The organism is Pseudomonas sp. IT-P260 (assembly GCF_949768395.1).
GTDB classification, from domain to species: domain Bacteria; phylum Pseudomonadota; class Gammaproteobacteria; order Pseudomonadales; family Pseudomonadaceae; genus Aquipseudomonas; species Aquipseudomonas parakoreensis.
Genome location: NZ_CATKPO010000042.1, coordinates 216,512 through 242,948, shown reverse-complemented (window position 1 = coordinate 242,948; position 26,437 = coordinate 216,512). Strand labels below are relative to the sequence as shown.

The 26,437-nt window shown below is 60.2% G+C and carries 28 protein-coding genes; 20 read left to right on the top strand and 8 right to left on the bottom strand.

Annotated features, from left to right (window positions below; all coding sequences use genetic code 11):
• The first annotated feature begins 202 nt into the window (after window positions 1–202).
• Window positions 203–1,669: a purine-cytosine permease family protein gene (locus ACM6HV_RS23985; RefSeq protein ID WP_414905450.1), complete on the top strand. Its 1,467-nt coding sequence runs from the start codon at window positions 203–205 to the stop codon at window positions 1,667–1,669.
• On the top strand, window positions 1,662–2,591 hold the full coding sequence (locus ACM6HV_RS23980) for a PfkB family carbohydrate kinase (protein WP_414905449.1): 930 nt from the start codon (window positions 1,662–1,664) through the stop codon (window positions 2,589–2,591). Before ACM6HV_RS23985 ends, ACM6HV_RS23980 begins: the two co-directional genes overlap by 8 nt.
• A gap of 118 nt (window positions 2,592–2,709) precedes the next feature.
• Here ACM6HV_RS23980 and ACM6HV_RS23975 read toward each other — a convergent pair whose 3' ends face one another.
• The 4 genes from ACM6HV_RS23975 to ACM6HV_RS23960 form a co-directional block, all read right to left on the bottom strand.
• On the bottom strand, window positions 2,710–3,090 hold the full coding sequence (locus ACM6HV_RS23975) for a Rho termination factor N-terminal domain-containing protein (protein WP_145594247.1): 381 nt from the start codon (window positions 3,088–3,090) through the stop codon (window positions 2,710–2,712).
• 142 nt (window positions 3,091–3,232) lie between these two features.
• Complete coding sequence (locus ACM6HV_RS23970) at window positions 3,233–3,487, bottom strand: hypothetical protein (RefSeq protein WP_007961959.1); 255 nt, start codon at window positions 3,485–3,487, stop codon at window positions 3,233–3,235.
• Between the two features lie 44 nt (window positions 3,488–3,531).
• A complete protein-coding gene (locus ACM6HV_RS23965) occupies window positions 3,532–3,876 on the bottom strand; it encodes a hypothetical protein (protein ID WP_414905448.1) in 345 nt (114 codons plus the stop codon).
• A gap of 82 nt (window positions 3,877–3,958) precedes the next feature.
• A complete protein-coding gene (locus ACM6HV_RS23960) occupies window positions 3,959–4,627 on the bottom strand; it encodes an HD domain-containing protein (RefSeq protein ID WP_414905447.1) in 669 nt (222 codons plus the stop codon).
• Between the two features lie 159 nt (window positions 4,628–4,786).
• Between ACM6HV_RS23960 and ACM6HV_RS23955 the strand changes: the two genes are divergently transcribed.
• Entirely contained in the window at window positions 4,787–5,266 is a 480-nt protein-coding gene (locus ACM6HV_RS23955) for a GNAT family N-acetyltransferase (RefSeq protein WP_007961964.1), read from the top strand.
• A gap of 3 nt (window positions 5,267–5,269) precedes the next feature.
• Here the strand turns inward: ACM6HV_RS23955 and ACM6HV_RS23950 are convergent, their stop codons facing one another.
• Window positions 5,270–5,743 carry a hypothetical protein gene (locus ACM6HV_RS23950; protein ID WP_108183467.1) on the bottom strand — a complete coding sequence of 158 codons (474 nt, stop codon included), beginning with the start codon at window positions 5,741–5,743 and terminating at the stop codon, window positions 5,270–5,272.
• Between the two features lie 190 nt (window positions 5,744–5,933).
• Here ACM6HV_RS23950 and ACM6HV_RS23945 point away from each other — a divergent pair, with 190 nt between their 5' ends.
• From ACM6HV_RS23945 to ACM6HV_RS23925, 5 genes are all read left to right on the top strand, one after another.
• Window positions 5,934–6,923 (top strand): 2-dehydro-3-deoxygalactonokinase, encoded by a 990-nt coding sequence (locus ACM6HV_RS23945; protein ID WP_414905446.1) that lies wholly within the window; start codon window positions 5,934–5,936, stop codon window positions 6,921–6,923.
• A gap of 19 nt (window positions 6,924–6,942) precedes the next feature.
• A complete protein-coding gene (locus ACM6HV_RS23940; protein ID WP_041069252.1) occupies window positions 6,943–7,563 on the top strand; it encodes a 2-dehydro-3-deoxy-6-phosphogalactonate aldolase in 621 nt (206 codons plus the stop codon).
• Window positions 7,564–7,611: 48 nt separating this feature from the next.
• Window positions 7,612–8,760: a galactonate dehydratase gene (dgoD, locus tag ACM6HV_RS23935; RefSeq protein ID WP_145594237.1), complete on the top strand. Its 1,149-nt coding sequence runs from the start codon at window positions 7,612–7,614 to the stop codon at window positions 8,758–8,760.
• 180 nt (window positions 8,761–8,940) lie between these two features.
• The gene (locus tag ACM6HV_RS23930; protein ID WP_414905445.1) at window positions 8,941–10,245 is read left to right on the top strand and encodes an MFS transporter; all 1,305 of its coding nucleotides are present in this window, start codon (window positions 8,941–8,943) and stop codon (window positions 10,243–10,245) included.
• Between the two features lie 60 nt (window positions 10,246–10,305).
• Window positions 10,306–11,109, top strand: a complete 804-nt coding sequence (locus tag ACM6HV_RS23925) for an IclR family transcriptional regulator (protein ID WP_041069258.1) — start codon at window positions 10,306–10,308, stop codon at window positions 11,107–11,109.
• On the opposite strand, the gene ACM6HV_RS23920 is transcribed toward ACM6HV_RS23925, so the two are convergent.
• Window positions 11,106–12,158, bottom strand: coding sequence for an NAD(P)-dependent alcohol dehydrogenase (locus ACM6HV_RS23920; protein WP_414905444.1), 1,053 nt, complete (start codon window positions 12,156–12,158; stop codon window positions 11,106–11,108). The genes ACM6HV_RS23925 and ACM6HV_RS23920 overlap by 4 nt on opposite strands.
• 190 nt (window positions 12,159–12,348) lie before the next feature.
• On the opposite strand from ACM6HV_RS23920, the gene ACM6HV_RS23915 reads away from it, so the two are divergent.
• The gene (locus ACM6HV_RS23915; RefSeq protein WP_047295740.1) at window positions 12,349–13,239 is read left to right on the top strand and encodes an AraC family transcriptional regulator; all 891 of its coding nucleotides are present in this window, start codon (window positions 12,349–12,351) and stop codon (window positions 13,237–13,239) included.
• A gap of 183 nt (window positions 13,240–13,422) precedes the next feature.
• Here ACM6HV_RS23915 and ACM6HV_RS23910 read toward each other — a convergent pair whose 3' ends face one another.
• The gene (locus ACM6HV_RS23910; protein ID WP_108183462.1) at window positions 13,423–15,087 is read right to left on the bottom strand and encodes an electron transfer flavoprotein-ubiquinone oxidoreductase; all 1,665 of its coding nucleotides are present in this window, start codon (window positions 15,085–15,087) and stop codon (window positions 13,423–13,425) included.
• Between the two features lie 525 nt (window positions 15,088–15,612).
• On the opposite strand from ACM6HV_RS23910, the gene ACM6HV_RS23905 reads away from it, so the two are divergent.
• The 10 genes from ACM6HV_RS23905 to ACM6HV_RS23860 all read left to right on the top strand — a co-directional run bounded on the left by ACM6HV_RS23905 (window position 15,613) and on the right by ACM6HV_RS23860 (window position 25,056).
• Complete coding sequence (locus tag ACM6HV_RS23905) at window positions 15,613–16,362, top strand: electron transfer flavoprotein subunit beta/FixA family protein (RefSeq protein WP_003226982.1); 750 nt, start codon at window positions 15,613–15,615, stop codon at window positions 16,360–16,362.
• A gap of 2 nt (window positions 16,363–16,364) precedes the next feature.
• Window positions 16,365–17,294, top strand: a complete 930-nt coding sequence (locus ACM6HV_RS23900) for an electron transfer flavoprotein subunit alpha/FixB family protein (protein WP_414905443.1) — start codon at window positions 16,365–16,367, stop codon at window positions 17,292–17,294.
• A 79-nt stretch (window positions 17,295–17,373) separates the two neighbouring features.
• Window positions 17,374–18,195, top strand: coding sequence for a substrate-binding periplasmic protein (locus ACM6HV_RS23895; RefSeq protein ID WP_414905442.1), 822 nt, complete (start codon window positions 17,374–17,376; stop codon window positions 18,193–18,195).
• Window positions 18,196–18,204: 9 nt separating this feature from the next.
• Window positions 18,205–18,561 carry a DUF4398 domain-containing protein gene (locus ACM6HV_RS23890; RefSeq protein WP_414905441.1) on the top strand — a complete coding sequence of 119 codons (357 nt, stop codon included), beginning with the start codon at window positions 18,205–18,207 and terminating at the stop codon, window positions 18,559–18,561.
• Window positions 18,558–19,370 (top strand): OmpA family protein, encoded by an 813-nt coding sequence (locus ACM6HV_RS23885; protein WP_108183461.1) that lies wholly within the window; start codon window positions 18,558–18,560, stop codon window positions 19,368–19,370. The genes ACM6HV_RS23890 and ACM6HV_RS23885 overlap by 4 nt, the downstream gene beginning before the upstream one ends.
• Before the next feature lie 201 nt (window positions 19,371–19,571).
• Window positions 19,572–21,011: a PLP-dependent aminotransferase family protein gene (locus ACM6HV_RS23880; RefSeq protein WP_003226969.1), complete on the top strand. Its 1,440-nt coding sequence runs from the start codon at window positions 19,572–19,574 to the stop codon at window positions 21,009–21,011.
• Window positions 21,012–21,089: 78 nt separating this feature from the next.
• Entirely contained in the window at window positions 21,090–21,584 is a 495-nt protein-coding gene (locus tag ACM6HV_RS23875) for a translation initiation factor 2 (RefSeq protein ID WP_414905495.1), read from the top strand.
• Between the two features lie 165 nt (window positions 21,585–21,749).
• The gene (locus ACM6HV_RS23870) at window positions 21,750–22,004 is read left to right on the top strand and encodes a YkgJ family cysteine cluster protein (protein WP_041069283.1); all 255 of its coding nucleotides are present in this window, start codon (window positions 21,750–21,752) and stop codon (window positions 22,002–22,004) included.
• Between the two features lie 41 nt (window positions 22,005–22,045).
• Window positions 22,046–22,651: an START domain-containing protein gene (locus tag ACM6HV_RS23865; protein WP_222018662.1), complete on the top strand. Its 606-nt coding sequence runs from the start codon at window positions 22,046–22,048 to the stop codon at window positions 22,649–22,651.
• Window positions 22,652–22,962: 311 nt separating this feature from the next.
• A complete protein-coding gene (locus ACM6HV_RS23860) occupies window positions 22,963–25,056 on the top strand; it encodes an LTA synthase family protein (RefSeq protein ID WP_041069289.1) in 2,094 nt (697 codons plus the stop codon).
• Between the two features lie 57 nt (window positions 25,057–25,113).
• Here the strand turns inward: ACM6HV_RS23860 and ACM6HV_RS23855 are convergent, their stop codons facing one another.
• Window positions 25,114–25,272: a DUF3309 family protein gene (locus ACM6HV_RS23855; RefSeq protein ID WP_169432680.1), complete on the bottom strand. Its 159-nt coding sequence runs from the start codon at window positions 25,270–25,272 to the stop codon at window positions 25,114–25,116.
• A 323-nt stretch (window positions 25,273–25,595) separates the two neighbouring features.
• On the opposite strand from ACM6HV_RS23855, the gene ACM6HV_RS23850 reads away from it, so the two are divergent.
• Complete coding sequence (locus ACM6HV_RS23850; protein WP_041069294.1) at window positions 25,596–26,411, top strand: SDR family oxidoreductase; 816 nt, start codon at window positions 25,596–25,598, stop codon at window positions 26,409–26,411.
• Window positions 26,412–26,437 lie beyond the last annotated feature (26 nt).

Below are 26,437 nucleotides of genomic sequence, written 5' to 3'. Positions count from 1 at the left end.
TTCGCGAGCAGGCTCGCTCCCACATTGGATTTATGGCGTTCACATATCCCCTGTGGGAGCGAGCCTGCTCGCGAAGGCCGCCCCGCAAATCTTGAATATTCACTCGCAATGGATCGCACAGACAGGCCGAGGATGGCCACAGCTGTCTTGTCGTTTTGCGTCATTGCCACAACCACAATAAAGGCAAACAGGAGCACTGTTCATGAGTTCATCAAACGTCGGGCAAAGCGCCGGGCAACTGGAAACCCGGGGGATCGAGCCGGTGCCGGAAGCCGAGTGCACCGGCCATCCGCTGCAACTGTTCTGGGTCTGGTTCGCCGCCAACATTTCCATTCTCGGTTTGCCGCTGGGCGCCACGCTGGTGGCGTTTCGCGGGCTGGCGATCTGGCAGGCGATCATCGTTGCCATCGTCGGCGCCGCCGGTTCGTTTGCGGTGGTGGGGATCATCTCGATTGCCGGCCGCCGAGGTCGTGCACCGAGTCTGACCTTGTCGCGGGCAATCTTCGGCGTGCGCGGCAATATCGGCCCGACCCTGGTCTCGCTGATGTCGCGTCTGGGCTGGGAAACCGTCAACACCACCACCGCGGCATTCGTGTTGCTGTCGCTGTGTTCGATCCTGTTCGGCTCACCGGTTGAAGCGAAAAGCGCGCCCGTGCTGACCCTGCTCTTCATCGCCATTTTCGTGTTGCTGACCCTGTCGGTTTCCGGCCTCGGTCACGCGACGTTGCTGGTGATCCAGAAGTGGGCGACCTACGTGTTCGGCGCGCTGAACATTCTGGTCGGCGGCTTCCTTTGCGCGACCATCGACTGGAGCGCGGTGTTCAACGCCACGCCAGCGCCGCTGAGCGCGATGATCATTGGTATCGGCACCATGGCCGCCGGCACCGGGATCGGCTGGGCTAACGCCGGTGCGGACATGTCGCGCTATCAGCACCGCAGCGTCAAGGCTGTACGGCTGGTCGCCTCGGCGGCGTTCGGTGCGGGGATTCCGCTGGTGCTGCTGATCACCCTCGGCGGCCTGCTGTCGGTGGGCAACAACGATCTGGCATCGGCGACTGACCCGATCGTGGCGATCCGCGACATGCTGCCGACCTGGATGGCCGTGCCGTACCTGATCACCGCGTTCGGTGGCTTGCTGCTGTCGAACAACCTGTCGGTGTACTCCGCCGGTTTGACCACGCTGACCCTCGGTCTGAAGGTCAAACGCGTGTACGCAGTGGTGGTCGACATCGTCGCGATCTTCGCCGGCTCGATCTACTTCATGCTGATTGCCGACAGCTTCTACGGCCCGTTCATCACCTTCATTTCCCTGTTGGCGGTGCCGATCACTGCGTGGGTCGGGATCTTCGTGGTCGACCTGATTCACCGTCATTACTACAGCCCCAGAGACCTGATCGATGTCAGCCCGAGCAGCGCCTATTGGTATCGCGGCGGCATCGAGTGGCGTGCGTTCGGCGCGTGGGCGATTGCCATCGTGCTCGGCTTCAGTTTCACCACCATCGGCACCACCGCCGAGAACGTCTGGTTCAAAGGCTTCCTGTCTGACTCGTGGCTGGGCCACAACGGTCTGGGCTGGATCGTGACCTTCGTGGTGGCCGGTGGCATTTACCTGATTCTCGGCGGGGCAAAAGATCGCCGCGCCGCGCAAGTCGAGAATGCTCATGCCTAAGATGTTGCACACCGGCCAGGTCATCATCGACCTGGTCATGGCGGTGGATCAGTTGCCGCAAATCGGCGGCGATGTGCTGGCGCAGTCTGCGGCGTTCGAGGCCGGCGGCGGTTTCAACGTGATGGCCGCTGCCGTGCGCAATGGTTTGCCGGTGGTTTATCTCGGTCGCCACGGCAGTGGGCGTTTCGGTGATCTGGCGCGTCAGGCGATGAAGGATGAAGGCATTCATATCGGCATCCCGACGCCTGCGCAACGCGACACCGGAATTTGCGTGGCGCTGACCGATGCGTCGGCCGAGCGCAGTTTCATTTCCTACATCGGCGCTGAAGGTGAGGTGACCGAGGAGGATTTGAACAGCGTGGCCGCCGAAGCGGGCGATTACGTGTATGTGAGCGGCTACAGCCTGCTGCATGCAGGCAAGGCGCAAGCTTTGCTGGACTGGACGCTGGCGCTGCCGGACGCGATCAACGTGGTGTTCGATCCGGGCCCGCTGGTCGAGTCGCCGGACTCGGCGTTGATGCAAGCGCTGCTGCCGCGCATTGATATGTGGACCAGCAACAGCGTCGAGGCGTTGCGCTTCACCGGAGCTGCGGACATTGGCGCGGCACTGGACCGACTCGCTGAACACTTACCGCAAGACGTGCTGTTGGTGGTACGCGACGGGCCGCAGGGTTGTTGGATTCAGCAGGCCGGTGAACGTCAGCATGTGCCGGGGTTCGCCGTGAAAGCCGTGGACAGCAACGGTGCGGGGGATGCGCATGCCGGGGTGTTTGTCGCCGGGTTGGCGCAGGGCCTGGATGCGCATGAGGCGGCGCGGCGGGCGAATGCGGCAGCGGCTTTGGCGGTGACGCGATGGGGGCCGGCGACGGCGCCGGGGGCGGCTGAAGTGGATGTTTTTATCCGCGAGTCCTGCGGCGACTGAACTGACGCTTTCGCGAGCAGGCTCGCTCCCACAGGGAGATTTGCGTCGTTCACAGTTCCCTTTGTGGGAGCGAGCCTGCTCGCGAAGGGGCCGTACGGCTCAGCACAAAAAATATGGATCAGCCCGCTTTGCGCAACGCCGCAATCAACTCATCCTTGCGCATCGAAGAGCGCCCGGCGATATTCTTCGCCCGCGCCTCTTTCCTCAGACTGTCCACAGTCTGCGTCTCGCGCGACGCCTTGCTGTCGCGCGCATGTCCCTCGCGACTGGCCACCGCTCGCCGCGATGATTCTTTGCGATCTTCGGACTTGGCACTCGCCGGTTTTCTGCGTCCGGAGCCGCCAGCCTTTTCGCCGCCGCCCGACTGTTTGTTGACCGTCGCCCAGGCCCGCGCTTCGGCTGCATCCTTCGACAAGCCTTTTTTCTCATAGCTGTCTTCGATGTGTTCGGCCTTGCGCTTCTGCTCGGCGGTGTATTTGTCTTTGCTTCCACGAGGCATGGGATTTCTCCTTGCACCAGTAGATGGGTTTCATGTGTAGGAGCTGCCGAAGGCTGCGATTTTTTGATTTTAAAAAGCAAGATCAAAAGATCGCCGCCAGCGGCAGCTCTTAAAAGATCATGTGTTCACACAATCACCCCTTCTAGACATCCAGCTTTCGCGCCGCTTCAACGCCCGCGGCACTGAGCTTGATCGGCAGATTCAACGAGTGTTCGCCGGCCTCGTTGCAGGTCACATGACCATGGTGAATCAGTCCGCGATCCTGCAGGGCGGCGAGGGCGCTGGCCACGACTTTCTCACCGCGATAGTTGTCCAGCACCTCTTTGCCCAATCCGCTCGGATGGGCATGCAGCAGGCGGGTAAGGACTTCTTTTTCCAGGTTTTTATCGACGTTCATGGTTACCTCTTCATGGATGTGAATAGGACGCTCGCGTCGGCGAACTACTGACCGCTGCCTTCGGAACCCGAGCCACCGGTGGTGGTTTTCGAGCCGATGCCGGGGCCGGCGTTATCGGGTGTGGCGGGGGAGTCGGGGGTGTTCATGCCCCCCTGGCGTCCGGGGTCACTGCCTTGGGTGCGTGGGTCGGTGCCAGTGGCAGGTGGCTGGTTGATCAATGGAACCCCGGAGCCATCGGTGTTCATGCCTGGGGCACTGTTAATGGCCGGGGCGCGCGGTGATGGAACCGGATCGGTGGGGCCTGTGCCCGCTGCGGTGGTAGAAGCGGCCAAAACCGCAGGGCTCAGCAGGGCGGCGAAAACGAGGGCAGTCAACCTTGACGGGATCATAGGGCTTCTCCAGTGATTGAATTCCTTACCTGTGTTTGGTCTGCCCTTGAATTGGATTGGTGCCTGATGAACGACGAACGGTCTATTGGCGAAGTGCGGCATCAATGCCGATCTCTTCCTTGAACTGCTCCATGAAACCCTCCAGACGCTGATGGCGGATCTGCGCCAGACGCTGACCGGCGGCAGTCTGGAAACCGTCCGCGAGGTGCAGCAGTTTGGTCTGGAAGTGGTCGAGGCAGAAGCGTGTGTCATCGTAGTCGCGTGTCTTGGCTTCGGGGTCGCATGGATCGTACAGCGCACTGCCCATGCGCCCGGCAACGTAGAAGGTACGGGCGACGCCGAGCATGCCCAGCGAATCGAGACGATCGGCGTCCTGGACCAGTTTCGCTTCGAGGGTGAGCGGGGTGATGTTGGCGGAAAAACTGTGGGCTTCGATGGCGTGGCTGACGGCGCTGATTTTGCTTTCGGACCAATCCAGATCGGCCAGCACGTTAGCGGCTTTGTCAGCGGCAAGGCGCGAGGCCTGCGAGCGCAGCGGCGAGTTCTTTTCGACAGCTACGCAATCGTGCAGCAGCACGGCGGCGAGCAACACTTCGAAGTCTCCGCCTTCCTCGGCCTGCAAGGTGCGCACGGTGTGCCAGACCCGTTGCAAGTGAGCGAGGTCGTGGGCACCGTCGTCGGAGGTCTCCAGAGCGTGGGGCAGCAGTACGGCTGCTAGCTCCTCCACGGGCATAAAAATCTCAAGGTTCATGAGCATCCTTTCAGACTGGCGAAGTTCCTGTGGGGCGGGCTTGCTCGCGAAAGCCACACTGTTTGCAATATTGGATCAGGATATTCTCTGTGTTGCCATGTGACGAGCGCCGCATCCGGCCTTAGTATGGCGCTTTCCCTTTTCCGACAAGGCCCGTTCATGACGATCGAAATCCGCCCGGCGACCCCCAGCGATGCGCCGCAAATCCTCGCCTTCATCACCGAACTGGCAGATTTCGAAAAGGCCCGCCACGAAGTGATCGCCAGCGTCACCGATATCGAGCGCAGCCTGTTCAGTGAAGGCGCCACGGCCCATGGCCTGATCTGCCTGCGTGACGGTGTGCCGATCGGTTTTGCGGTGTTCTTCTTCAGCTATTCGACGTGGCTCGGCAGCAATTGCCTGTACCTCGAAGACCTCTACATCACCCCCGAACAGCGCGGCGGCGGTGCCGGTAAAACCCTGCTGCGGCATCTGGCGAAAATCGCCTGCGACAACGACTGCGGCCGCTTCGAATGGAGTGTGCTGGACTGGAACACCCCGGCCATCGAATTCTACAAATCCCTTGGTGCGCAGCCGCAGGAAGAGTGGGTGCGCTATCGCATGGATGGCAAGGTGTTGCGCGAGTTTGCCGAGGGATGATCGTCAGGGCGTCGATGTGGTTTTGGCGGTGTCATCATCAGTCATTTCCCAGTTGCCGCTGAGCAACCCATCAAGCGTCTTACGCACGGAAATCTTGAAAGCCCCGGCCTTCTCTTCATCGAAGGCCGCTTTCCAGTAGGTGTAGCCCTGGCTGAAATCCGGAATCTGCGCCGTTTCTCCCACGCGCCGAGTCAGGCTGCGCTGCAAAGCCTCGGCCTGGAAAGGCAGGTGGGGCATTGCGGTGAACTCGCCTCCGGTGACCGGGTTAATCATCCGAATGCCATCAACGCGGATATGCACTACGGTGCCGTAATGCGGATAACCTTCGATTTTGAGGATGGTCAAGGTCGAGGCTTCTTCACCCGGCCGGGTGTTGTAAGCCCAGATATCACCCTCCTTGATAGCGGGCAAGGCGCTGGCAATCGCCGCGAAGCAGAGTGCGCCACAGAGCAGTAACGCCGTTAAAGCGGTTTTCATTTTTTCTTCCCTGAACATATTGAGAGCGGTCGCCGCATGGACGCGGCCGGCATTTTAAAGATTTGGCAGAAAAACGCTTGTTACACTTGTAAATCCCATAATATGGGAATGATATTTATATATTGAGATTTATCGGCGCCAAGGTTTATAGTCCGTCGCACTCACTGCCAAAAACAAAACAGGTGATGCGATGCAGGCGCAATTGATCGCGCTCGATTGGGGGACGACCTCATTACGTGCTTACAAACTCGCGGCGGGCGCAGTGGTGCTGGAACAGCGTGCGCTGTCGTCCGGAATCATGCAGTTACCGAAGACGCCGCGAGTCATCCACGGTGGTGAATGCGCCGACGGTTTTGAATTGGCCTTCGAAGAGGCGTGTGGCGACTGGCTCGATGCGCAGCCGGATCTGCCAGTGATCGCCTGCGGGATGGTCGGCAGCGCCCAGGGCTGGCGCGAAGCGGCCTACTGCGAGACGCCGGCGAACGTCGCCAATCTCGGAAACTCCCTACAAACGCTGGTCAGCCTGCGCGGCACACGGGTGCATATCGTGCCGGGCGTGATCCAGCGCTCTCGTCTGCCCAATGTCATGCGCGGTGAAGAAACCCAAGTCCTCGGCGTACTGCAGAACCTGCCGGCCGAGGCGGGCGGCGATCTGTTGATCGGTCTGCCGGGCAGCCATTCCAAGTGGGTGGAAGTGATCGACGGCTGCATCACGCATTTCGATACGTTCATGACCGGCGAAGTGTTCGCCGTGCTCAGTGAACACAGCATTCTCGGGCGTACCCAGCAACAGGGTGCAGCGTTCGATGGGCTGGCGTTTGACCGTGGCGTACAAGTGGCGCTGTCGGCGGACGGCGAACTGGGTCTGCTCTCCACATTATTCAGTGCACGCACCTTGGGCCTGACCGGCGAACTGGCCCCGACGGCGCAAGCGGATTACCTGTCCGGGCTGATGATCGGCCATGAACTGGCGGCGCTTGCCGCCGTGCAGCGGCGTCGGCGCCACAGCGTGCATCTGCCTGCAATCATCCTTATTGGCAACGCGCAACTCTGCGCCCGTTACGGCCGTGTCCTCGAGGCTTGCGGTTTCGCTCGCGTCACGCTGGCCGAGCAGGCCACCGAGCGTGGGCTGTGGCAACTGGCGCTGGCCGCCGGACTGCTCGATTCCTCATCCCGTTAACCCTGACTGGAGGCCTGACATGCTCAAGCAAGCATTGGCACAAAACGGTCTGATCGCAATCCTGCGTGGCCTGCATCCGCAGGAAGCCGCAGCGGTCGGAGAAGTCCTGTATGCCGCCGGATTTCGCGTCATCGAAGTACCGCTCAATTCCCCGTCGCCGTACGAAAGTATCCGCATCCTACGTCAGACCTTGCCCGCCGATTGCCTGATCGGTGCCGGTACGGTGCTGACCCCGGAGCAGGTCGAACTGGTGAAAGAGGCTGGCGGCCAGGTGATCGTCATGCCGCACAGCGATGCCAAGGTGTTGCGTGCAGCGAAAGCGGCGGGGCTGTACCTGTCGCCGGGTGTCGCCACGCCGACCGAAGCCTTCGCGGCGCTGGAGGAGGGCGCGGACATTCTCAAGCTGTTCCCGGCCGAGCAGATGGGCCCGGCAGTGGTCAAGGCGTGGCTCGCGGTGTTGCCTTCCGGGACGGTGCTGGCGCCGGTCGGCGGGATCACCCCGGACAACATGCAAGCGTTCATCGACGCCGGCGTGAAAGGTTTCGGCCTCGGTTCCGGCCTGTTCAAACCGGGCATGACGGTTGAGCAAGTGGCCGCCAATGCCAAAGCCTACGTGGCCGCATGGAAAGCCCTTCGCTGAGATTTATCCGGCGCTGCGTGCGCTGCATCTAACAAGAGAGACAAGCAGATGAAAATCACCAAACTCACCACCTTCATCGTCCCGCCGCGCTGGTGCTTCCTCAAGGTCGAAACCGATGAGGGCGTGACCGGTTGGGGCGAGCCTGTAGTTGAAGGCCGCGCCCATACCGTCGCGGCTGCGGTCGAGGAATTGTCCGACTACCTGATCGGCAAAGACCCACGCAACATCGAGGACATCTGGACTGTGCTGTACCGCGGTGGCTTCTACCGTGGCGGCGCGATCCACATGAGTGCGCTGGCCGGTATCGACCAGGCGCTGTGGGACATCAAGGGCAAGGCCCTTGGTGTGTCGGTCAGCGATCTGCTCGGCGGTCAGGTGCGTGACAAGATCCGCGTGTATTCGTGGATCGGTGGCGACCGTCCGGCCGACACCGCACGTGCCGCGAAAGAGGCAGTGAGCCGTGGCTTTACGGCAGTCAAAATGAACGGTACCGAAGAACTGCAGTTCCTTGATTCCTTCGAGAAAGTCGATTTGGCCCTGGCCAATGTCGCCGCCGTGCGCGATGCGGTCGGGCCGAACGTCGGTATCGGCGTCGACTTCCACGGTCGGGTGCACAAGCCGATGGCCAAGGTGCTGATGAAGGAGCTCGACCCGTACAAACTGATGTTCATCGAGGAGCCGGTGCTCAGTGAAAACTACGAAGCGCTGAAGGAGCTGGCGCCGTTGACCAGCACGCCGATTGCCCTCGGTGAGCGGCTGTTCTCGCGCTGGGACTTTAAACGGGTGTTGAGCGAAGGTTACGTCGACATCATCCAGCCGGATGCCTCCCACGCCGGCGGCATCACCGAAACCCGCAAGATCGCCAACATGGCCGAAGCCTATGACGTGGCGCTGGCGCTGCATTGCCCGCTGGGGCCGATTGCGCTGGCGGCGTGTCTACAACTCGACGCGGCTTGTTACAACGCGTTTATCCAGGAGCAGAGCCTGGGTATCCATTACAACGAGAGCAACGATTTGCTCGACTACGTGAAGGATCCGCGGGTGTTCGACTACGACCAGGGCTTCGTGAAGATTCCGAACGGGCCGGGGCTGGGTATCGAGATCAACGAGGAATATGTGGTCGAGCGTGCCGCTGTCGGCCACCGCTGGCGCAACCCGATCTGGCGTCATGCCGACGGCAGTTTTGCCGAGTGGTGAGTCTCTGAATCACCTGTGTCCCCCTGTGGGAGCGAGCCTGCTCGCGAATGCTATGTCACATCCGACATCGATGTGACTGACCCGACGCTTTCGCGAGCAGGCTCGCTCCCACAGTGTTGATCTCCATGGATGGGAGATTAGCGTCAATGACCTCAAATAATCATAAAAAGAGGCACCCCCATGCCAACGCAAACCCTCACCGGGCAGGCGTCTTTAGTCACGCCCAGCCGCAAGCGATTTTTCATCATGGTGCTGCTGTTCATCACCGTGGTCATCAACTACCTCGACCGCAGCAACCTGTCGATTGCCGCGCCTGCGCTGACCAGCGAACTGGGCATCGACCCGGTTCACGTCGGGCTGATTTTCTCCGCATTCGGCTGGACCTACGCCGCGATGCAAATCCCCGGCGGCTGGCTGGTGGATCGGGTGCCGCCGCGCATTCTCTACAGCGTCGCGCTGCTGCTGTGGTCGCTGGCCACGGTGCTGCTCGGTTTTGCCGCGAGTTTCATCGCGCTGTTCGTATTGCGCATGGCGGTCGGCGCGCTGGAAGCACCGGCCTATCCGATCAACAGCCGCGTGGTCACCACCTGGTTTCCCGAGCGCGAGCGGGCCACGGCAATTGGTTTCTACACCTCCGGGCAATTTGTCGGGCTGGCGTTTCTGACCCCGGTGCTGGCCTGGCTGCAACATGAGTTCGGCTGGCACATGGTGTTTGTCGCGACCGGTGCGGCAGGCATCATCTGGGCGCTGATCTGGTACGCGGTGTATCGCGAACCGCGAGACTTCAAGGGCGCCAACAACGCGGAGATTGACCTGATCCGCGAGGGTGGCGGACTGGTAGACATTCAAGCGCAAGCAACCAAGGCCTCATTCAGCTGGACCGATCTCGGCATCGTCCTGAGCAAACGCAAGTTGTGGGGCATCTACCTCGGCCAGTTCTGCCTGAACTCGACGCTGTGGTTCTTCCTGACGTGGTTTCCGACCTATCTGGTGAAATATCGCGGCATGGACTTCATCAAATCCGGCCTGTTGGCGTCGCTGCCGTTTCTTGCCGCGTTCATTGGCGTGCTGTGTTCGGGGTTCTTTTCCGATCTGTTGATCCGCCGTGGCTGCAGCGTCGGCTTCGCGCGCAAGTTGCCGATCATTGGCGGACTGCTGATTTCCACCTCGATCATCGGTGCCAACTTCGTTGAATCGACACCGCTGGTGATTGCCTTCCTGGCGCTGGCGTTTTTCGGTAACGGATTGGCATCGATCACTTGGTCGCTGGTCTCGACCCTCGCTCCGGCGCGGTTGCTGGGGCTGACCGGCGGGGTGTTCAACTTCATCGGCAACCTGTCGGCAATTGCCACGCCGATTGTCATCGGTTTCCTCGCCAGCGGTGATTCGTTCGCACCGGCGATTACTTACATCGCGGTTCTGGCGCTGATCGGTGCATTGTCCTACGTGCTGCTGGTGGGCAAGGTCGAGCGTATCGAGTTGTAGTCGTCTGCGTCGGGCGACCATAATGCCGCCCGTTCCCTCGCTCAACGGTAAAGGCTGGATATGCAGGAAGACGCCCCGGAAAAAACCAAGGACGCCGCACCCACCGGCACCCAGACGCTGCTTCGCGGCCTGGGTGTGGTGCACGCGGTGGCCAGTGGCGCCCGCGATCTGAAAGAGATTGCCCGGCTGATCGGCACCACGCGCAGCACCACCCATCGTCTGGCCAGTTGCCTGGTGGACGAGCGCTATTTGCGCGTAGTGCCGCAAATCGGCTATCTGCTGGGGCCGAAGCTGATCGAGCTGGGGTTTCAGGCGCGTGAAGAGTTGCCGCTGGTGAGTCTGGCCGGGCCGTATCTGGACGAGTTGTCAGCGCTGACCGGCGACACCGTGCACCTGGGCATTCGTGAGGGCGATGAGGTCTTGTACCTGCTGAAGAATCCGGGGCGCAACGGCCCGGAAATGCGTTCGCGTGTCGGCCACCGCATGCCGTTGGCGCGCACCGGGATCGGCAAGGCGTTGATGCTCGATGATGCGCCGCAGGATTGGCAGCGCCTGTACGACATCAGCCTGCCGGCGGGTGGGAAAAGTCAGTTCTGGCCGCAGCATCCCCAGCAATCGTGGGAACAGCTCGAGCAGCGCATGACCGAGTACGTGGCCGGCGGCTATGCCTTCGATCTGGAGGACAACGAACCGTCGATCCGCTGCGTGGCGGCGCCTATTCGCGATGCGAGCAAGCGCATTGTCGCGGCGATCAGCATCGCCAGCACCGTGCCGTACATGCCGCTGGAAAAAATGGCCGAGCTGATTCCCCTGATCAAAGGGGTCACAGCCCGGCTCTCGGCAGAACTCGGTCTGAAGGTTTAAAGCTTCAAGGTCGCCATGTCGATCACGAAGCGGTACTTCACGTCACCGGCAATCATCCGCGCGTAAGCTTCGTTGATCTGGCGGATGTCGAGCATTTCGATGTCGCAGGTGATGTTGTGCTCGGCGCAGAAATCCAGCACTTCCTGGGTTTCGGCAATACCGCCGATCAACGAGCCGGCCAGGACGCGACGGCCCAGCACCAGGTTGGCGGCGTGTACGGGCGGATCGATCGGTTCGATCAGGCCGACCAGAATGTGCACGCCATCAAAGCGCAGGGTTTGCAGGTACGGGTTGAGGTCGTGCTGTACGGGAATGGTGTCGAGCAGGAAGTCGAATTGGCCTGCGGCGGCAGCCATCTGCTCGGCATCGGTGGAGACGATCACATGGTCGGCACCCTGACGACGGCCTTCTTCGGCCTTGCTCGCCGAACGGGTGAACAGCGTGACTTCCGCCCCCATGGCCTTGGCGAACTTGATGCCCATGTGGCCGAGGCCGCCCATGCCGAGAATCCCGACCTTGTCGCCGGCCTTGACCCCGTAGTGCTTGAGCGGCGAGTAGGTGGTGATGCCGGCGCAGAGGATCGGTGCAGCGCTGGCCAGATCCAGCTTTTCCGGAATGCGCACCACGAAGTGCTCGCTGACCACGATGCTGTCCGAATAACCGCCCATGGTGTTGCTGCCGTCGACCCGGTCCGGGGTGGCGTAGGTCATGGTCGGGCCTTCGAGGCAGTATTGCTCGAGGTTCTGCTGGCAGGCGGCGCAGGTGCGGCAAGAGTCGACCATGCAACCGACACCGACCAGGTCGCCGACTTTATGTTGAGTGACGTTGGCACCGATGGCAGTGACTTTGCCGACGATTTCGTGCCCGGGCATCAACGGATACACGGCGATGCCCCATTCGTTGCGCGCCTGGTGGATGTCGGAGTGGCAGACGCCGCAGTACAGGATCTCGATCGCCACGTCGTCGGCGCGCGGTCTGCGGCGTTCGAATTTCATCGGGGCGAGGGGAGTGGTGGCCGATTGAGCGGCATAACCGATAGCGGTGTACATGAAAAACCTCGCAGAAGCAGTGACAGGTGAGGTGGCGCATTTTGGGCGCCGACTGCCGCTGCGGCCATGACGATTCCTCCGGGTCTCATGCCTAATCCTCCGGCATGCAGGTCTGGGCAAGCGCATTGGCAAAAGGATCTGCGATGATGCTTGCATGCCTTTTTCCGTGACTTTTTTGAAGACCCCTCCGATGCAGTTGACTCGCCACCTTGATGCCAATGCCACGCTGGTTTCGCTGATCGAGCCGCTGGCGCTTTGCGACGGTTACAGCCAGACCGGGTTACCCGGTGTGCAGGTGTTGCGCGCCAGTTGCGACGTGGCGCGTGGCCCGCACATTTATGAGCCGAGCCTGATGATCATCGCCCAAGGCAGCAAACTGGCGTTCCTCGGCCCGCGCACCATGGAATATGGCGCCGGGCACTACTTGATTCAGGCGCTGCCGGTGCCGTTCGAGTGTGAAACCTTTGCCTTGCCGGACGCGCCATTGCTGGGCGTATCGGTGGCCATCGACCGGGTGTTGCTCGGCGAGCTGGTGCTGGCCATGGGGCTGGCGCCGGGGCGGCACATTCCGGCGCAGACACCGGAGTCGATGACCTCGGTGGTGCTCGACGATGACATGCGCGGCTGTGTCGAACGCTTGCTGCGTTGCCTGCACGATCCGCTGGAGCGGCAGATTCTCGGACCGGCGCGGGTCCGCGAATTGTTGTTCACTGCGTTGCGCGGGCCGCAGGCCGATGTGTTGCGCGCACTGGTCGAACAGCAGGGGCAGTTCGCCCGGGTCGCGGCGTCAATCAGCCATTTGCATGCGCACTACACCGAGCCGCTGAACGTCGAGACTCTGGCCAGTTGCGCCAACATGAGCGTGTCGTCCTTCCACGAGCACTTCAAGCGCAGCACGCTGTTGTCGCCGGTGCAGTATCTCAAGCGCCTGCGCTTGCTCAAGGCGCAGACCTTGCTGGTCGCCGAAGGACTGGGCGTGGCGCAGGTGGCGCATCGGGTGGGGTATCAGAGTACGTCGCAGTTCAGTCGTGAGTACAAGCGCTACTTCGAGCGCAGTCCGGGCGAGGAACGCGTGGCCTGAGTTGGCGATGATCCCCTGTGGGAGCGAGCCTGCTCGCGAAGGCACTGTATCAGTCGACATCATTGTTAATGACACACCGCTTTCGCGAGCAGGCTCGCTCCCACAGTTGTTTTGTAGTGTTAGAGGAATTGTGGGCAACAAAAAGGCCCCCGTTTCGGGAGCCTCGTTGTTCAGCGATGCGACTTACATGTTCGGGTAAGTCGGGCCGCCAGCGCCTTCCGGCGTGACCCAGGTGATGTTCTGCGAAGGGTCCTTGATGTCACAGGTCTTGCAGTGCACGCAGTTCTGGGCGTTGATCTGGAAGCGTTTTTCGCCGTCTTCCTTGGTGATCACTTCGTAGACGCCGGCCGGGCAGTAGCGCTGTGCCGGTTCGTCGTACATCGGCAGGTTGCGGCTCAGCGGAATGCTTGGGTCGGTCAGCTTCAGGTGGCACGGCTGTTCTTCTTCGTGGTTGGTACCGGAGATGAACACCGAGCTCAGTTTGTCGAAGCTGAGTTTGCCGTCCGGCTTTGGATAGTCGATCTTCTTGCAATCGGCCGCGAGCTTCAGGCAGGCGTAGTCCGGCTTGGTGTCGTGCAGGGTGAACGGCAGTTTGCCGCCGAAGATGTTCTGATCCAGCCAGTTGAAGCCACCGCCGACAATCGCGCCGAACTTGTGGATCGCCGGGCCGAAGTTGCGGCTGGCGAACAGTTCGTCGTAGAGCCAGCTCTTCTTGAACGCGTCGACGTAAGTGGTCAGCTCTTCAGTGCCATCCTTCTCGGCGAACAGGGCGTCGGCCACCGATTCAGCGGCGAGCATGCCGGACTTCATTGCGGTGTGGCTGCCTTTGATCTTGGCGAAGTTCAGGGTGCCGAGGTCGCAACCGATCAGCGCGCCGCCCTTGAAGACCATTTTCGGCAGCGAGTTCAGGCCACCTTTGCAGATCGCGCGGGCGCCGTAGCTGACGCGCTTGCCACCTTCCAGGTACTGGGCCAGTACCGGGTGATGCTTGAGGCGCTGGAACTCGTCGAACGGCGACAGGTAAGTGTTGCTGTACGACAGGTCAACGATCAGACCGACCACGACCTGGTTGTTTTCCAGGTGATAGAGGAACGAGCCGCCGGTGTTTTCGGTGCCCATGATGTCCAGCGGCCAACCCGCGGTGTGCACCACCAGGCCTGGCTGGTGTTTGGCCGGGTCGATTTCCCAGATTTCTTTCAGGCCGATGCCGTAGTGTTGGGCGTCGGCATCGCTGTCGAGGTTGTAGCGCTTGATCAGTTGCTTGCCGATGTGGCCACGGCAGCCCTCGGCGAACAGCGTGTACTTGCCACGCAGTTCCATACCCGGGGTGTACAGGCCTTCTTTCGGGTTGCCTTCACGGTCGACGCCCAGATCACCGGTGATGATCCCGCGCACGATGCCGTTTTCGTCGATCAGCGCTTCCTGAGCGGCGAAGCCCGGGTAGATTTCCACGCCCAGGTTCTCGGCCTGCTGGGCCAGCCAGCGGCACAGGTTGCCCAGGGAAATAATGTAGTTGCCTTCGTTGTGCATGGTCTTGGGCACAAAGAAGTCAGGGATTTTCTGCGCGCTGTCGGCGTTTTTCAGCACGAAAATGTCATCGCGGGTGACCGGCGTGTTCAGCGGGGCGCCGAGTTCTTTCCAGTCCGGGAACAGTTCGTTCAGAGCGCGTGGTTCGAACACGGCACCGGACAGGATGTGTGCGCCGACTTCGGAGCCTTTTTCGACCACGCAGACGCTGATTTCCTTACCGGCTTCGGCGGCCTTCTGCTTCAGACGGCAGGCGGCGGACAGGCCAGCGGGGCCGGCACCGACGATGACCACGTCGAATTCCATGTATTCGCGTTCCACAGGCTATCTCCTACTCAAGGCTCAACAGTTTTTTTTCTAATTTGGAGGTTCGGTGTCGCATCCGTTATTGCCTTTACGTTAACGTCAAGGGTAATAATGGGCAAACCACCTTTCTCTCTAGGCGGCGCATTATATCTACACCACTCGGAGCGTCCAATACAAACGTTTGTTTGAATCGGCTCCAGCCCAGAGAAATCAAAGAAGCGCGGCTTATGAACGGCCATTTTGCCGTATTGACCGGAATAGGCGTTCCGGTCAAGATACGGGCGGTTTTGCGCTCGCCGTAGGCAGACTGGCGGTTTCAAGAGCACCTCTAAAGACAGGGCACAGGCAGTTCAAGGTGATGCGCAGCGCAAGTCTGGCGCGCAGTTTACACACCGTGCGATTCAATGACCCGTTGGTCACCACTGACGAACGGTCATCGCCCCCAGCCGGCGTTTTTAGAGGTGCCCTTGTGCCCGATGAGCATCAACCGCCAGGTTCGCCTAGGCGACTTTCTTTTCACCGGAGAGTAACGAGGAATCCATGAAGGTTCTTGTAGCTGTCAAACGCGTTGTGGATTACAACGTCAAGGTTCGCGTCAAGGCGGACAATTCCGGCGTAGACCTCGCCAACGTCAAGATGTCGATGAACCCGTTCTGCGAAATCGCAGTGGAAGAAGCCGTACGCCTGAAAGAGAAAGGTGTTGCGACTGAAATCGTCGTCGTCTCCATCGGCCCGTCCACCGCTCAGGAACAGCTGCGTACCGCACTGGCTCTGGGTGCCGACCGTGCCATCCTCGTCGAATCCGCTGAAGACCTGACTTCGCTGGCCGTGGCCAAGCTGCTCAAGGCTGTGGTCGACAAGGAACAGCCTCAGCTGGTGATCCTGGGCAAACAGGCGATCGACAGCGACAACAACCAGACCGGCCAGATGCTCGCTGCACTGAGCGGCTATGGTCAGGGCACATTCGCTTCGAAAGTCGAAGTCTCCGGCGACAGCGTTGCCGTGACTCGTGAAATCGACGGCGGCGCGCAGACCGTTTCCCTGAAACTGCCGGCCATCGTCACCACCGACCTGCGTTTGAACGAGCCGCGCTACGCGTCCCTGCCAAACATCATGAAAGCCAAGAAGAAGCCTCTCGAAGTGCTGACTCCGGACGCTTTGGGCGTTTCCACCGCCTCCACCAACAAGACCCTGAAAGTCGAAGCGCCGGCTGCACGCAGCGCAGGTATCAAGGTCAAGTCGGTGGCTGAACTGGTCGAGAAACTGAAAAACGAAGCGAAGGTAATCTAAAAATGACTATCTTGGTAATCGCTGAACACGACAACAAAGTGCTGGCCCCGGCCACGCTGAACACCGTGGCTGCTGCTGCCAAAATCGGCGGCGACATTCACGTACTGGTTGTAGGTCAGGGCGCTGGCGCCGTGGCTGAAGCCGCGGCGAAAATCGCTGGCGTGAGCAAAGTCCTGAACGCTGACAACGCTGCTTACGCGCATCAGTTGCCGGAAAACGTAGCTCCGCTGGTTGCAGAACTGGGCAAGGGCTACAGCCACATCCTGGCTGCCGCCACGTCCAACGGCAAAAACATCCTGCCGCGCGTTGCCGCTGCACTGGACGTTGACCAGATCTCCGAGATCATCTCGGTAGAAAGCGCCGACACCTTCAAGCGTCCGATCTACGCCGGTAACGCCATCGCTACCGTGCAATCGACCGCTGCGATCAAAGTGATCACCGTGCGTGCCACCGGTTTCGACCCGGTTGCTGCTGAAGGTGGTTCGGCGGCTGTTGAAGCCGTTGCTGCTGCGCACGACGCCGGCACTTCCAGCTTCGTCAGCGAAGAACTGGCCAAGTCCGATCGTCCTGAGCTGACCGCTGCCAAGATCGTCGTTTCCGGCGGCCGCGGCATGCAGAACGGTGACAACTTCAAACACCTGTACGCCCTGGCCGACAAGCTGGGCGCTGCCGTCGGCGCTTCGCGTGCCGCAGTCGACGCAGGTTTCGTACCGAACGACATGCAGGTCGGTCAGACCGGCAAGATCGTTGCGCCTCAGCTGTACATCGCCGTCGGTATCTCCGGCGCGATCCAGCACCTGGCCGGCATGAAAGACTCCAAAGTGATCGTTGCGATCAACAAGGACGAAGAAGCGCCGATCTTCCAGGTGGCCGATTACGGTCTGGTGGCGGATCTGTTCGAAGCAGTCCCAGAGCTGGAGAAGCTGGTCTAATCCGGCGGCTTCACTTATAAAGAGCCCGGCCTTCTGGTCGGGCTTTTTTTTGTCTCGAATTTGAGTGGGAGCGTTTGCCATGGATCTGCGCCGCAGGTTGTTATTGGGATTGATCCTGTTGCCGGGGATGGCTGCGGCTGCCGGCAAATGCGAGCGCGTCGCCGTTACCGGCAGTCCGGACGCGCCGCCGTACTTGTGGCAGGACCCGCAGAATCCCAAACATCTGATCGGCGCCAGTGCCGACCTGTTGCAGCAAGTGGCCAAGGATCTGGGGATCAAGGTCGAGCTGCTCTACGCCGGCAAACGCGCGCAGGCCCTCGACGAAGTGCGCAGCGGGCGCATGGACATGCTGGCGGACACGCCGCTGATGTTCAATGAGCTGGAGAACCTCGACTACGTCTATCCGCCGTTGCTCGAAAACGACTACCTGGTGTGGACGCGCAAAGGCTCGACGCTGGCCTACAGCGAGGCCAGGGATCTGCACGGGCACACAGGCGGGCTGTCGGAAAAGTCTCGAATGACCCAAGCATTTGGCACTTTCGCCGAGCAGAATCTGACCCTGACCCGGACGGCAAACCTCACTCAGGCCTTTCAGAAACTTCTGCTGGGCGAAGTGGAATATGTACTCGCTGGGCGCTATTCGGGCATGGCTGCCGCGCAGGCATTAGGCATGGCCAATGATCTGCTGGCGTTCGAACAGCCGATCGACCGACCGGGATTGTTCCTCGCGGTTTCGCATAACTCGGCCTGCAACGATCCGTGGTTGCGCGGACAGCTCGCTAAAAAGATGACAGAATTGCCCGCGTCCGGACTGACCGAGGCCGCGCTGCAACGCAATATCGAGCGCTGGAAGGCCCAGCAGCAACAACCGCAGCCACCTGTCAGTGCCCCAAAACAGTAGGGATTCTTAGTGAGTATTCGACCTCTTTTCGCGGCCATGGCCGTTCTGGCCCTGGCCGGCTGCGCCAACGATCCGGCACCCCATGAGCAAATGCGCCTGACCGAGCAGGCCATCACCCAGGCCAAAGCTGTCGGTGCGACCACCGATGAAATGCCGGAAATGAAACTGGCCGAAGACAAGTTCAACCGGGCCAAGGGCAACATGACCGACGAGTCTTTCAAGAACGCCCGCATGCGCGCCGAACAGGCCGAGCTGGATGCGCGTCTGGCCGAAGCCAAAGTGCTGACGCAAAAAAGCGAAGAGCAACTCAACGTGCTCAACACCCGCATCATCCGTCTGCGCAAGCAACTGGGAGATGCCCAATGAGCCTCAAGTCCAAAATCCTCGGCGGGATGATTCTGGCCGGTTGCGCAAGCCTCTATGGCTGCGCCGGTCAACACGGTGAAACCGCACTGCAACAGGCTGGCAGCGACTTTCAGAAGGTCAAGGAAGATTCCAATGTGCTGCGTATCGCGCCGAAGGATGTGATCCGCGCCGGTGAGTCGCTGGCCCGCGCCGATCGCCTGTCCACCTATTGGGGCAGTGGCGCGGACGTGGTGCATTACGCCTACTTGAGTCAGCGCTACAGCGAAATCGCTCGCGAACACACCAATCTGGTGCTCAACGAAGAGCGCGCGGCGAAGCTTGAACTGGAGCGTCAGCGTCTGCAGCTGGCCCTGCGCGAGTCCAAACTGCTGAGCGTGCAGCAGCAGGGTAAATGGCTTGAGGAACAGATCGTGGCGTTGGCCACTACGCAGACCGATCGCGGCCTGGTGATGACCCTCGGCGATGTACTGTTCGACACTGGCGAGGCGGAGCTGAAGAACTCGGCCAATCGCGTGGTGTTGAAGATTGTGCAGTTCCTGCAACTCAACCCGAAACGTGTGGTGCGGATCGAGGGTTACACCGACAGCACCGGTGGCAAACAGGAAAACCTCAAGCTGTCGCGTGATCGCGCGCAAGCAGTAGCCGATGTGTTGATGGACCTGGGGATTGAGGACAAGCGGATTCAGGTCGAAGGTTACGGTGACGAATACCCGGTGGACGCCAACGCTTCCGAGCGCGGTCGGGCACAGAACCGTCGGGTGGAAATTGTCTTCTCCGACGAAAAAGGCCAGCTCGGCGCCGCCCGTTGAGGGTTGCGTCTCTGGAAAGCCCGGCCTGTCATGCAGCGCCGGGCTTTTTTACGACTGTCGAATAGCACGCAAATCCGTACAGTTTTGGCTGACACTGCACTGTACGGTCGACTATGGTGGCAACTGTCCCAGTACACTTCTAAACTGTTCCGGTATTGTTTCACACAAGAATAAAATGCCCGTGAAATCGAGTGCTGCGTCATGACCAACCTCTTGCTCTACCAACGTATTGCTCAACAATTGGCGGAAGACATCCGGCGCGGTGTCTATCAGCCCGGAGAACGCGTGCCGTCGGTGCGCAAGATGAGTTCGCAGCTCAATGTCAGCCATGCGACGGTGTTGCAGGCGTATGCCAATCTCGAAGATCAGGGCCTGATCCGCGCACGGCCGCAATCCGGTTACTACGTGCACCAGACCCCGGCACTGACGGCGCCGACCCCGGACATCGCCCGGGTCGAGCGCCCAGGCCTGGTCACCCGCGCCAGCATCATTCAGCAAGTGTTGGTCGAGTCTCGGCGCGAGGGGGTTTTCCCGTTGGGCGCTGCGGTGCCGAGTGTCGATTACCTCCCGGTTCGCGCACTGCATCAGCAACTGGCCAAGGTCACCCGATTCCACAGCCCACGCGCCTTCAGCTACATGTTCAGCCCGGGTTTCGAACCGTTGCGCCGGCAAGTGGCAATCCGCATGCGCGACGCCGGGGTGGTGGTCGATCCGTCGGAAGTGGTCATTACCCACGGCTGTGTCGATGCGCTGCAGATGTCGCTGCGGGTGCTGACCCGTCCGGGCGATCTGATCGCTGCCGAATCGCCGACCTATTACGGTTTGCTGCAACTGGCCGATCTGTTGGGCCTGAAAGTGATCGAGATTCCCAGCGATCCGGCCACCGGCATGAGCCTCGAAGCCTTGCAACTGGCGGCCAACCAATGGTCGATCAAGGCTTTGGTTCTGACCACGCGCCTGAGCAATCCGCTGGGCGGCACCATGCCGGAAGAACGGCAGAAACAACTGCTGCGTCTGGCTTCGGACTTCGATATCCAGATCGTCGAAGACGATATCTATGGGGAGTTGATGTTCGAACAGGGCCGCACCAAAGCCCTCAAGGCTTACGATCGCCTGGATCGGGTGATTTACTGCTCGAGCTTTTCCAAAACATTGTCGCCGGGCGTGCGCGTCGGCTGGATGATTGCCGGCAAATATCAGCAGGAAATCCAGCGTCTGCAGACCTTCACCACGCATTCGGCGTGCAGCGTGACGCAGATGGCGATTGCCGCTTATCTGGAAAATGGCGGTTATGACCGGCATTTACGGTACATCCGCCAGGAATACCGGAAAAACCTCAGCGCGTTCCAGTTGGCGGTGCAGCAGTACTTTCCCGAAGGTACGCAGATGACCCGGCCAACGGGCGGTTTCATCCTCTGGGTGAGTCTGCCGGGCAGGGTCAATACCCAGGAATTGCATGTCCGCGCATTGCAGCAGGGCATCAGCATTGCACCGGGGCTGATCTTCAGTAATACCGAGCAGTTCAATCACTGCATCCGCCTGAACTGCGGCACACCGTGGAATCGCGAGGCGGAAAGGGCGCTGATGACCCTCGGTCTGCTGGCGACTCAACTGTGTCAGGAAACGGCTGGCGGTTTCTGAACGGGGGGCGCGTCGTGCTTGTCTTGTGACGCTCAACAGGCGAGCATATGGCCCTCTGCCGTTAGTGTTGTAGGGTTCATGAAAGCGATTTTGCCTGCTGCCTGGATTTTGCTTGGTGTGTTGACGATGGGCCATGCGCCCGGTGTCATGGCAGCTGCCGTTCAGGAAAAGCCCGCAACGTCCGCGCCGGCAAACAAACCGGCGGCGAGCAAAAAAGCCGTTGCGGATAACAAAGCTGCGGCTAAAAAAGCCCCACAGAAGAAAGCCGCCGCGGTGAAGAAACGGCCCCCGGTCGCGTCCAAGTCGAAACCGGCCAGTGAGGTGGTGAAAACCAGATTGCCGCCGGCCAAGCTGGATCTGAGCCTGCCCAAGGACATGGTTCAGCAACTAAAACCCGCCGGTACTGTATCGTTGCCCAAACACGAGGCGATCCTGCCGCAGATGTTCGGCGAGAAAAACAGCGGCTTCCAGCTCAATGGTCGCCTGCTCAGCAACGAAATGCAGTTGCAGCTGCGCAACGATGAGCGCCGTGATATCGAAGGCGCAGCACTGGATTTCGAGTTCAAGCAATAAATTCAATCGATCCGTGACCCGCGAACCAGACGCTTTGTCGGAGACTGGTCAGTCACATTCAGTTATCGGTAAAAACCCCGGTGCAGGGAATTTGAAACAACCGTTTTAGCGGTTACTCTGTCCGTGTCTCTTTAACACATTGCCCGTCGCGAGGACTTGCTCGTCATGAAATGCCGTGAAGGCTGTGGCGCTTGCTGTATTGCCCCCTCCATCAGTTCAGCCATTCCAGGCATGCCCAACGGCAAACCTGCCGGCGAACGTTGCGTGCAACTCTCGGTCGAAAACCTGTGCAGCATTTTCGGCCAGCCGGAGCGTCCGGCGGTTTGTTCAGGATTTGCCGCCGATGTCGAAGTCTGCGGCAGCAGCTCCGAGGAAGCGATCAAACTGATCGGCTGGTGGGAGCAGATGACGGCGGCGTGATGTGTCAAACGAACGGAACTTCAACAATAAGGAATAAGACTATGGGTTCGCTGCATCGTATCGCTGTGTTGTGTGGTTTGACCGCTGTGCTGGCTACTTCGGTGGCTCAGGCCGAGGACTGGAAGGTCGCCAAGGAACAGGACGGGATCAAGGTCTCGCTGGCTGAAGTACCGGGCTCGGATTACAAGTCCTATCAGGGTGTGACTCTGATGAAGACCACCGTGGCCAAACTGCGTGCCTTGCAGGAAGACGTGTCCGGAGCCTGTGCGTGGATCTACGAGTGCAAGGCCCAGAAGCTGCTCAAGCACGAGGGCGATCAGAGTTGGACCTATACGCAGTTCAACACGCCGTGGCCAGTCACTTCGCGTGATTCGGTGCTGCACATCACCACCGTGGAGGGTGCCGATGGCAGCCTGACCCGCAACCTCGAAGGCTTGCCGAAGTACATTCCCGAAGAGAAAGGCTTTGTGCGCGTCACTCAGGTCAAAGGCTTCTGGAAGTTCGTGCCGAAAGGTGATCAGGTCGAAGTGACCTATCAAGTGCACACTGAGCCAGGCGGCAGCGTACCGGCCATGGTTGCCAACAAGTTTGTGGTTGATGCGCCGTTCAACACCCTTAAAGCCCTGAAAGAGCGCGCCGAGAAGTAATCCGCGCGCTTTGCGCAAAAACGCCCCGATCGATTCGGGGCGTTTTGTTTTGTCGTTATATTGTGTTTCCAGATATGCGCTGCACGAAATTTTCACAAAGCCTTCCTGACAATTCGCCCGCGCAATGCGTGCTGTCGGCGAACGATTGCCTTTATGAAAGAGTCGGGCAGCGGGGCACTAATCAATGGCAATGCTACCGTTGATCGTGCAACATTTGCGCACCGCGCACGCCCCGGGGCCTGGAATGGCCAATAGAGGGCATGGCGCCGCTGTATTTTGCAACTTCAACTTCCAATGGGTCCTAAAACGACATGGCAAACCCGGACGCCCTGAATCAGCAGCGATCTTCAACTCGCCTGCTGCAACCGACCGTCAAATCGCATCTGGCCTACACCCTGTTGTGTGCCCTGGTCATGATGGTGATGTTTTCCGTGCTGCGCCTCGCGCTGCTGGTCTACAACCGCGAGATGATCCTCGATACCCCGGCTTCGACCTTCCTCGAAGCTTTCGCCAACGGCCTGCGTTTCGACCTGCGCCTGGTGGTCTACGTCTGTGTTCCGTTGCTGCTGGCACTGTTCAGTGCGCGGGCGATGGCTGCGCGCGGGTTCTTCCGTCTGTGGCTGACCGTGGCGTCCAGCATCGCGCTGTTCCTCGGCCTGATGGAGATGGACTTCTACCGTGAGTTCCACCAGCGCCTCAATGGCCTGGTATTTCAGTACGTGAAAGAAGACCCGAAAACCGTTATGAGCATGCTCTGGTACGGTTTCCCGGTGGTGCGCTACCTGCTGGCGTGGGTGATCGGCACCGTGATCCTGACCCTGGCCTTCAAGGGCGCGGATCGTGCAACCCGTCCGCGCGGCCCGTTCAGCGGCGGCAACGTCGGCACCCGTCAAGTGGCGCCGTGGTACACCCGTCTGGCGGTGTTTGTGGTGTGCCTGCTGATTTGCGTCGTGGCGGCCCGTGGCACCCTGCGTCAGGGCCCGCCGCTGCGCTGGGGTGACGTGTACACCACCGAATCGAATTTCGCCAACCAGCTCGGCCTCAACGGCACGCTGTCGCTGATCGCCGCCGCCAAGGACCGCATGGGCGAGGATCGCAACAACATCTGGAAAGCCACCCTGCCGCAGGAACAGGCGCAGAAAGTGGTGCGCGAGATGCTGGTGATGCCGGACGACAAACTGGTCGATGCCGACATTGCGGCGGTGCGTCGTGACTACACGCCACCGGCGGACAAGACCCTGCCGATCAAGAATGTGGTCGTGATCCTGATGGAAAGCATGGCCGGTCACTCGGTGGGCGCTCTGGGCGCGCCGGGCAACATCACGCCGTACCTCGACAAACTGTCGAAGGAAGGCCTGCTGTTCGACCGTTTCTTCTCCAACGGCACCCATACCCACCAGGGCATGTTTGCAACCATGGCGTGCTTCCCGAACCTGCCGGGTTTCGAATACCTGATGCAGACCCCGGAAGGCAGCCACAAACTCTCCGGCCTGCCGCAGCTGCTCAGTGCGCGCAAGTATGACGACGTGTATGTCTACAACGGCGACTTCGCCTGGGACAACCAGTCGGGCTTCTTCAGCAACCAGGGCATGACCAACTTCGTTGGCCGTAACGACTTCGTCAACCCGGTGTTCTCCGATCCGACCTGGGGCGTGTCCGACCAGGACATGTTCGACCGTGGTCTGGTGGAACTGAAGGCGCGGGAAAACGGCAAGCCGTTCTATGCGCTGCTGCAAACCCTGTCCAACCACACGCCGTACGCCTTGCCGACGCCTTTGCCGGTGGAGCGCGTGACGGATCGCGGCACGCTCAACGAACACCTGACGGCCATGCGTTACGCCGACTGGGCCCTGGGTCAGTTCTTCGAGAAGGCGCGCAAAGAGCCGTACTTCAAGGAAACCCTGTTCGTCATCGTCGGCGACCACGGTTTCGGCAACGAGCGTCAGATCACCGAAATGGACCTGGGCCGCTTCAACGTGCCGATGCTGATGATTGCGCCGGGCATTCAGGAGAAGTTCGGTACCCGTGACCACACCGTGGGCACCCAGATCGACATCGTGCCGACCATCATGGGTCGTCTGGGTGGCGAAGTGCGTCACCAGTGCTGGGGGCGCGACCTGCTCAACCTGCCGGCCGGCGACACCGGTTTCGGTGTGATCAAGCCGTCGGGCAGCGAGCAGACCACTGCCATCGTCACCGCTGACCAGATCCTGGTCTTGCCGAAAGAGAAGGAAATGGCACCGAAGATCTACCAGTACCAACTGGGCGCGAACCCTTCTGCCGAGATCATTCCGGACGCACCGCGTACCGCCGAATTGAAACTCAAGCTTGAAGCGTTCCTGCAAACGGCGACCAAGAGCCTGATGGACAACACGGCCGGTGTGATCAACGGCAAGCCGGACTGATAAAACCGCTGCATAAAAAAGAGGCCCCTGAGGGCCTCTTTTTTTTGTCTTGGGGTTTTATATCCTGCCAAGTAACAGCAAGACCAACAGCACCACCAACACCACGCCAATAATGCCCGAAGGGCCATAACCCCAACTTCTGGAGTGCGGGAAGACCGGCAGACCACCGATCAGCAACAGGATCAGGATAATGATAAGAATTGTGCCCATGTCGATTTCCTTGTTTATAGCGTTCGAGAAGTCTTGGTATTCAAGGGCGACTGGAGGCTAACTAATTCCAGACGGCTTACAAATTCCGACCGGTGCGAATGAAAGAAAATTCAATGTTTTTTTAATGTATTTGGATTACTCGCTTATTTCCTTTAAAGCGCGAGATCAAAAGATCGCAGCTTTCGGCAGCTCCTACAGGGAACTGATGCAGGAGCTGCCGACGGCTGCGATCTTTTGATCCTGTATTCAGCATTCTGATGGAGCGTGGGTGGCCAGTGTTCCTTCGCTACACTCCGCGCATCTCCTACAGAACAACAAGGCTGTCTGCTATGCAAAATCGCATGATGATCACGGGTGCGGGCTCAGGTTTAGGTCGCGAACTTGCACTGCGCTGGGCGCGTGAAGGCTGGCAGCTGGCCTTGTCCGACGTCAGCGAGCCTGGCCTGCAGGAAACCCTGAAGCGGGTGCGCGAGGCCGGTGGCGACGGGTTCATCCAGCGCTGTGATGTGCGTGATTACAGCCAGCTAACCGCGTTTGCCCAGGCCTGCGAAGAGAAGCTCGGCGGCATCGACATCATCGTCAACAACGCCGGTGTGGCGTCCGGCGGGTTCTTCAGCGAACTGTCGCTGGAGGACTGGGACTGGCAGATCGCGATCAACCTGATGGGCGTGGTCAAAGGCTGCAAGGCCTTCCTGCCGCTGCTGGAACAGAGCAAAGGCAAGATCATCAACATTGCTTCGATGGCGGCATTGATGCAGGGCCCGGCGATGAGCAATTACAACGTGGCCAAGGCCGGTGTGGTGGCGCTGTCTGAAAGTTTGCTGGTGGAGCTGGCGCAGCAGGAAGTCGGGGTGCATGTGGTCTGCCCGTCGTTCTTCCAGACCAACTTGCTCGACTCGTTCCGTGGCCCGACGCCAGCCATGAAAGCTCAGGTTGGCAAGTTGCTGGAAAGTTCGCCGATCAGCGCAGCCGACATCGCCGACTACATTTATCAGCAAGTGGCCGCCGGCGAGTTCATGATCCTGCCGCACGAGCAGGGACGCATGGCCTGGGCGATCAAGCAGAAGAACCCGCAACTGATCTACAACGAAATGACCACCATGGCCGATAAAATGCGCGCCAAGGCCAAACAAACCAATGGCTGAACTTGCCCCATGTGTGTCGCGTCGTT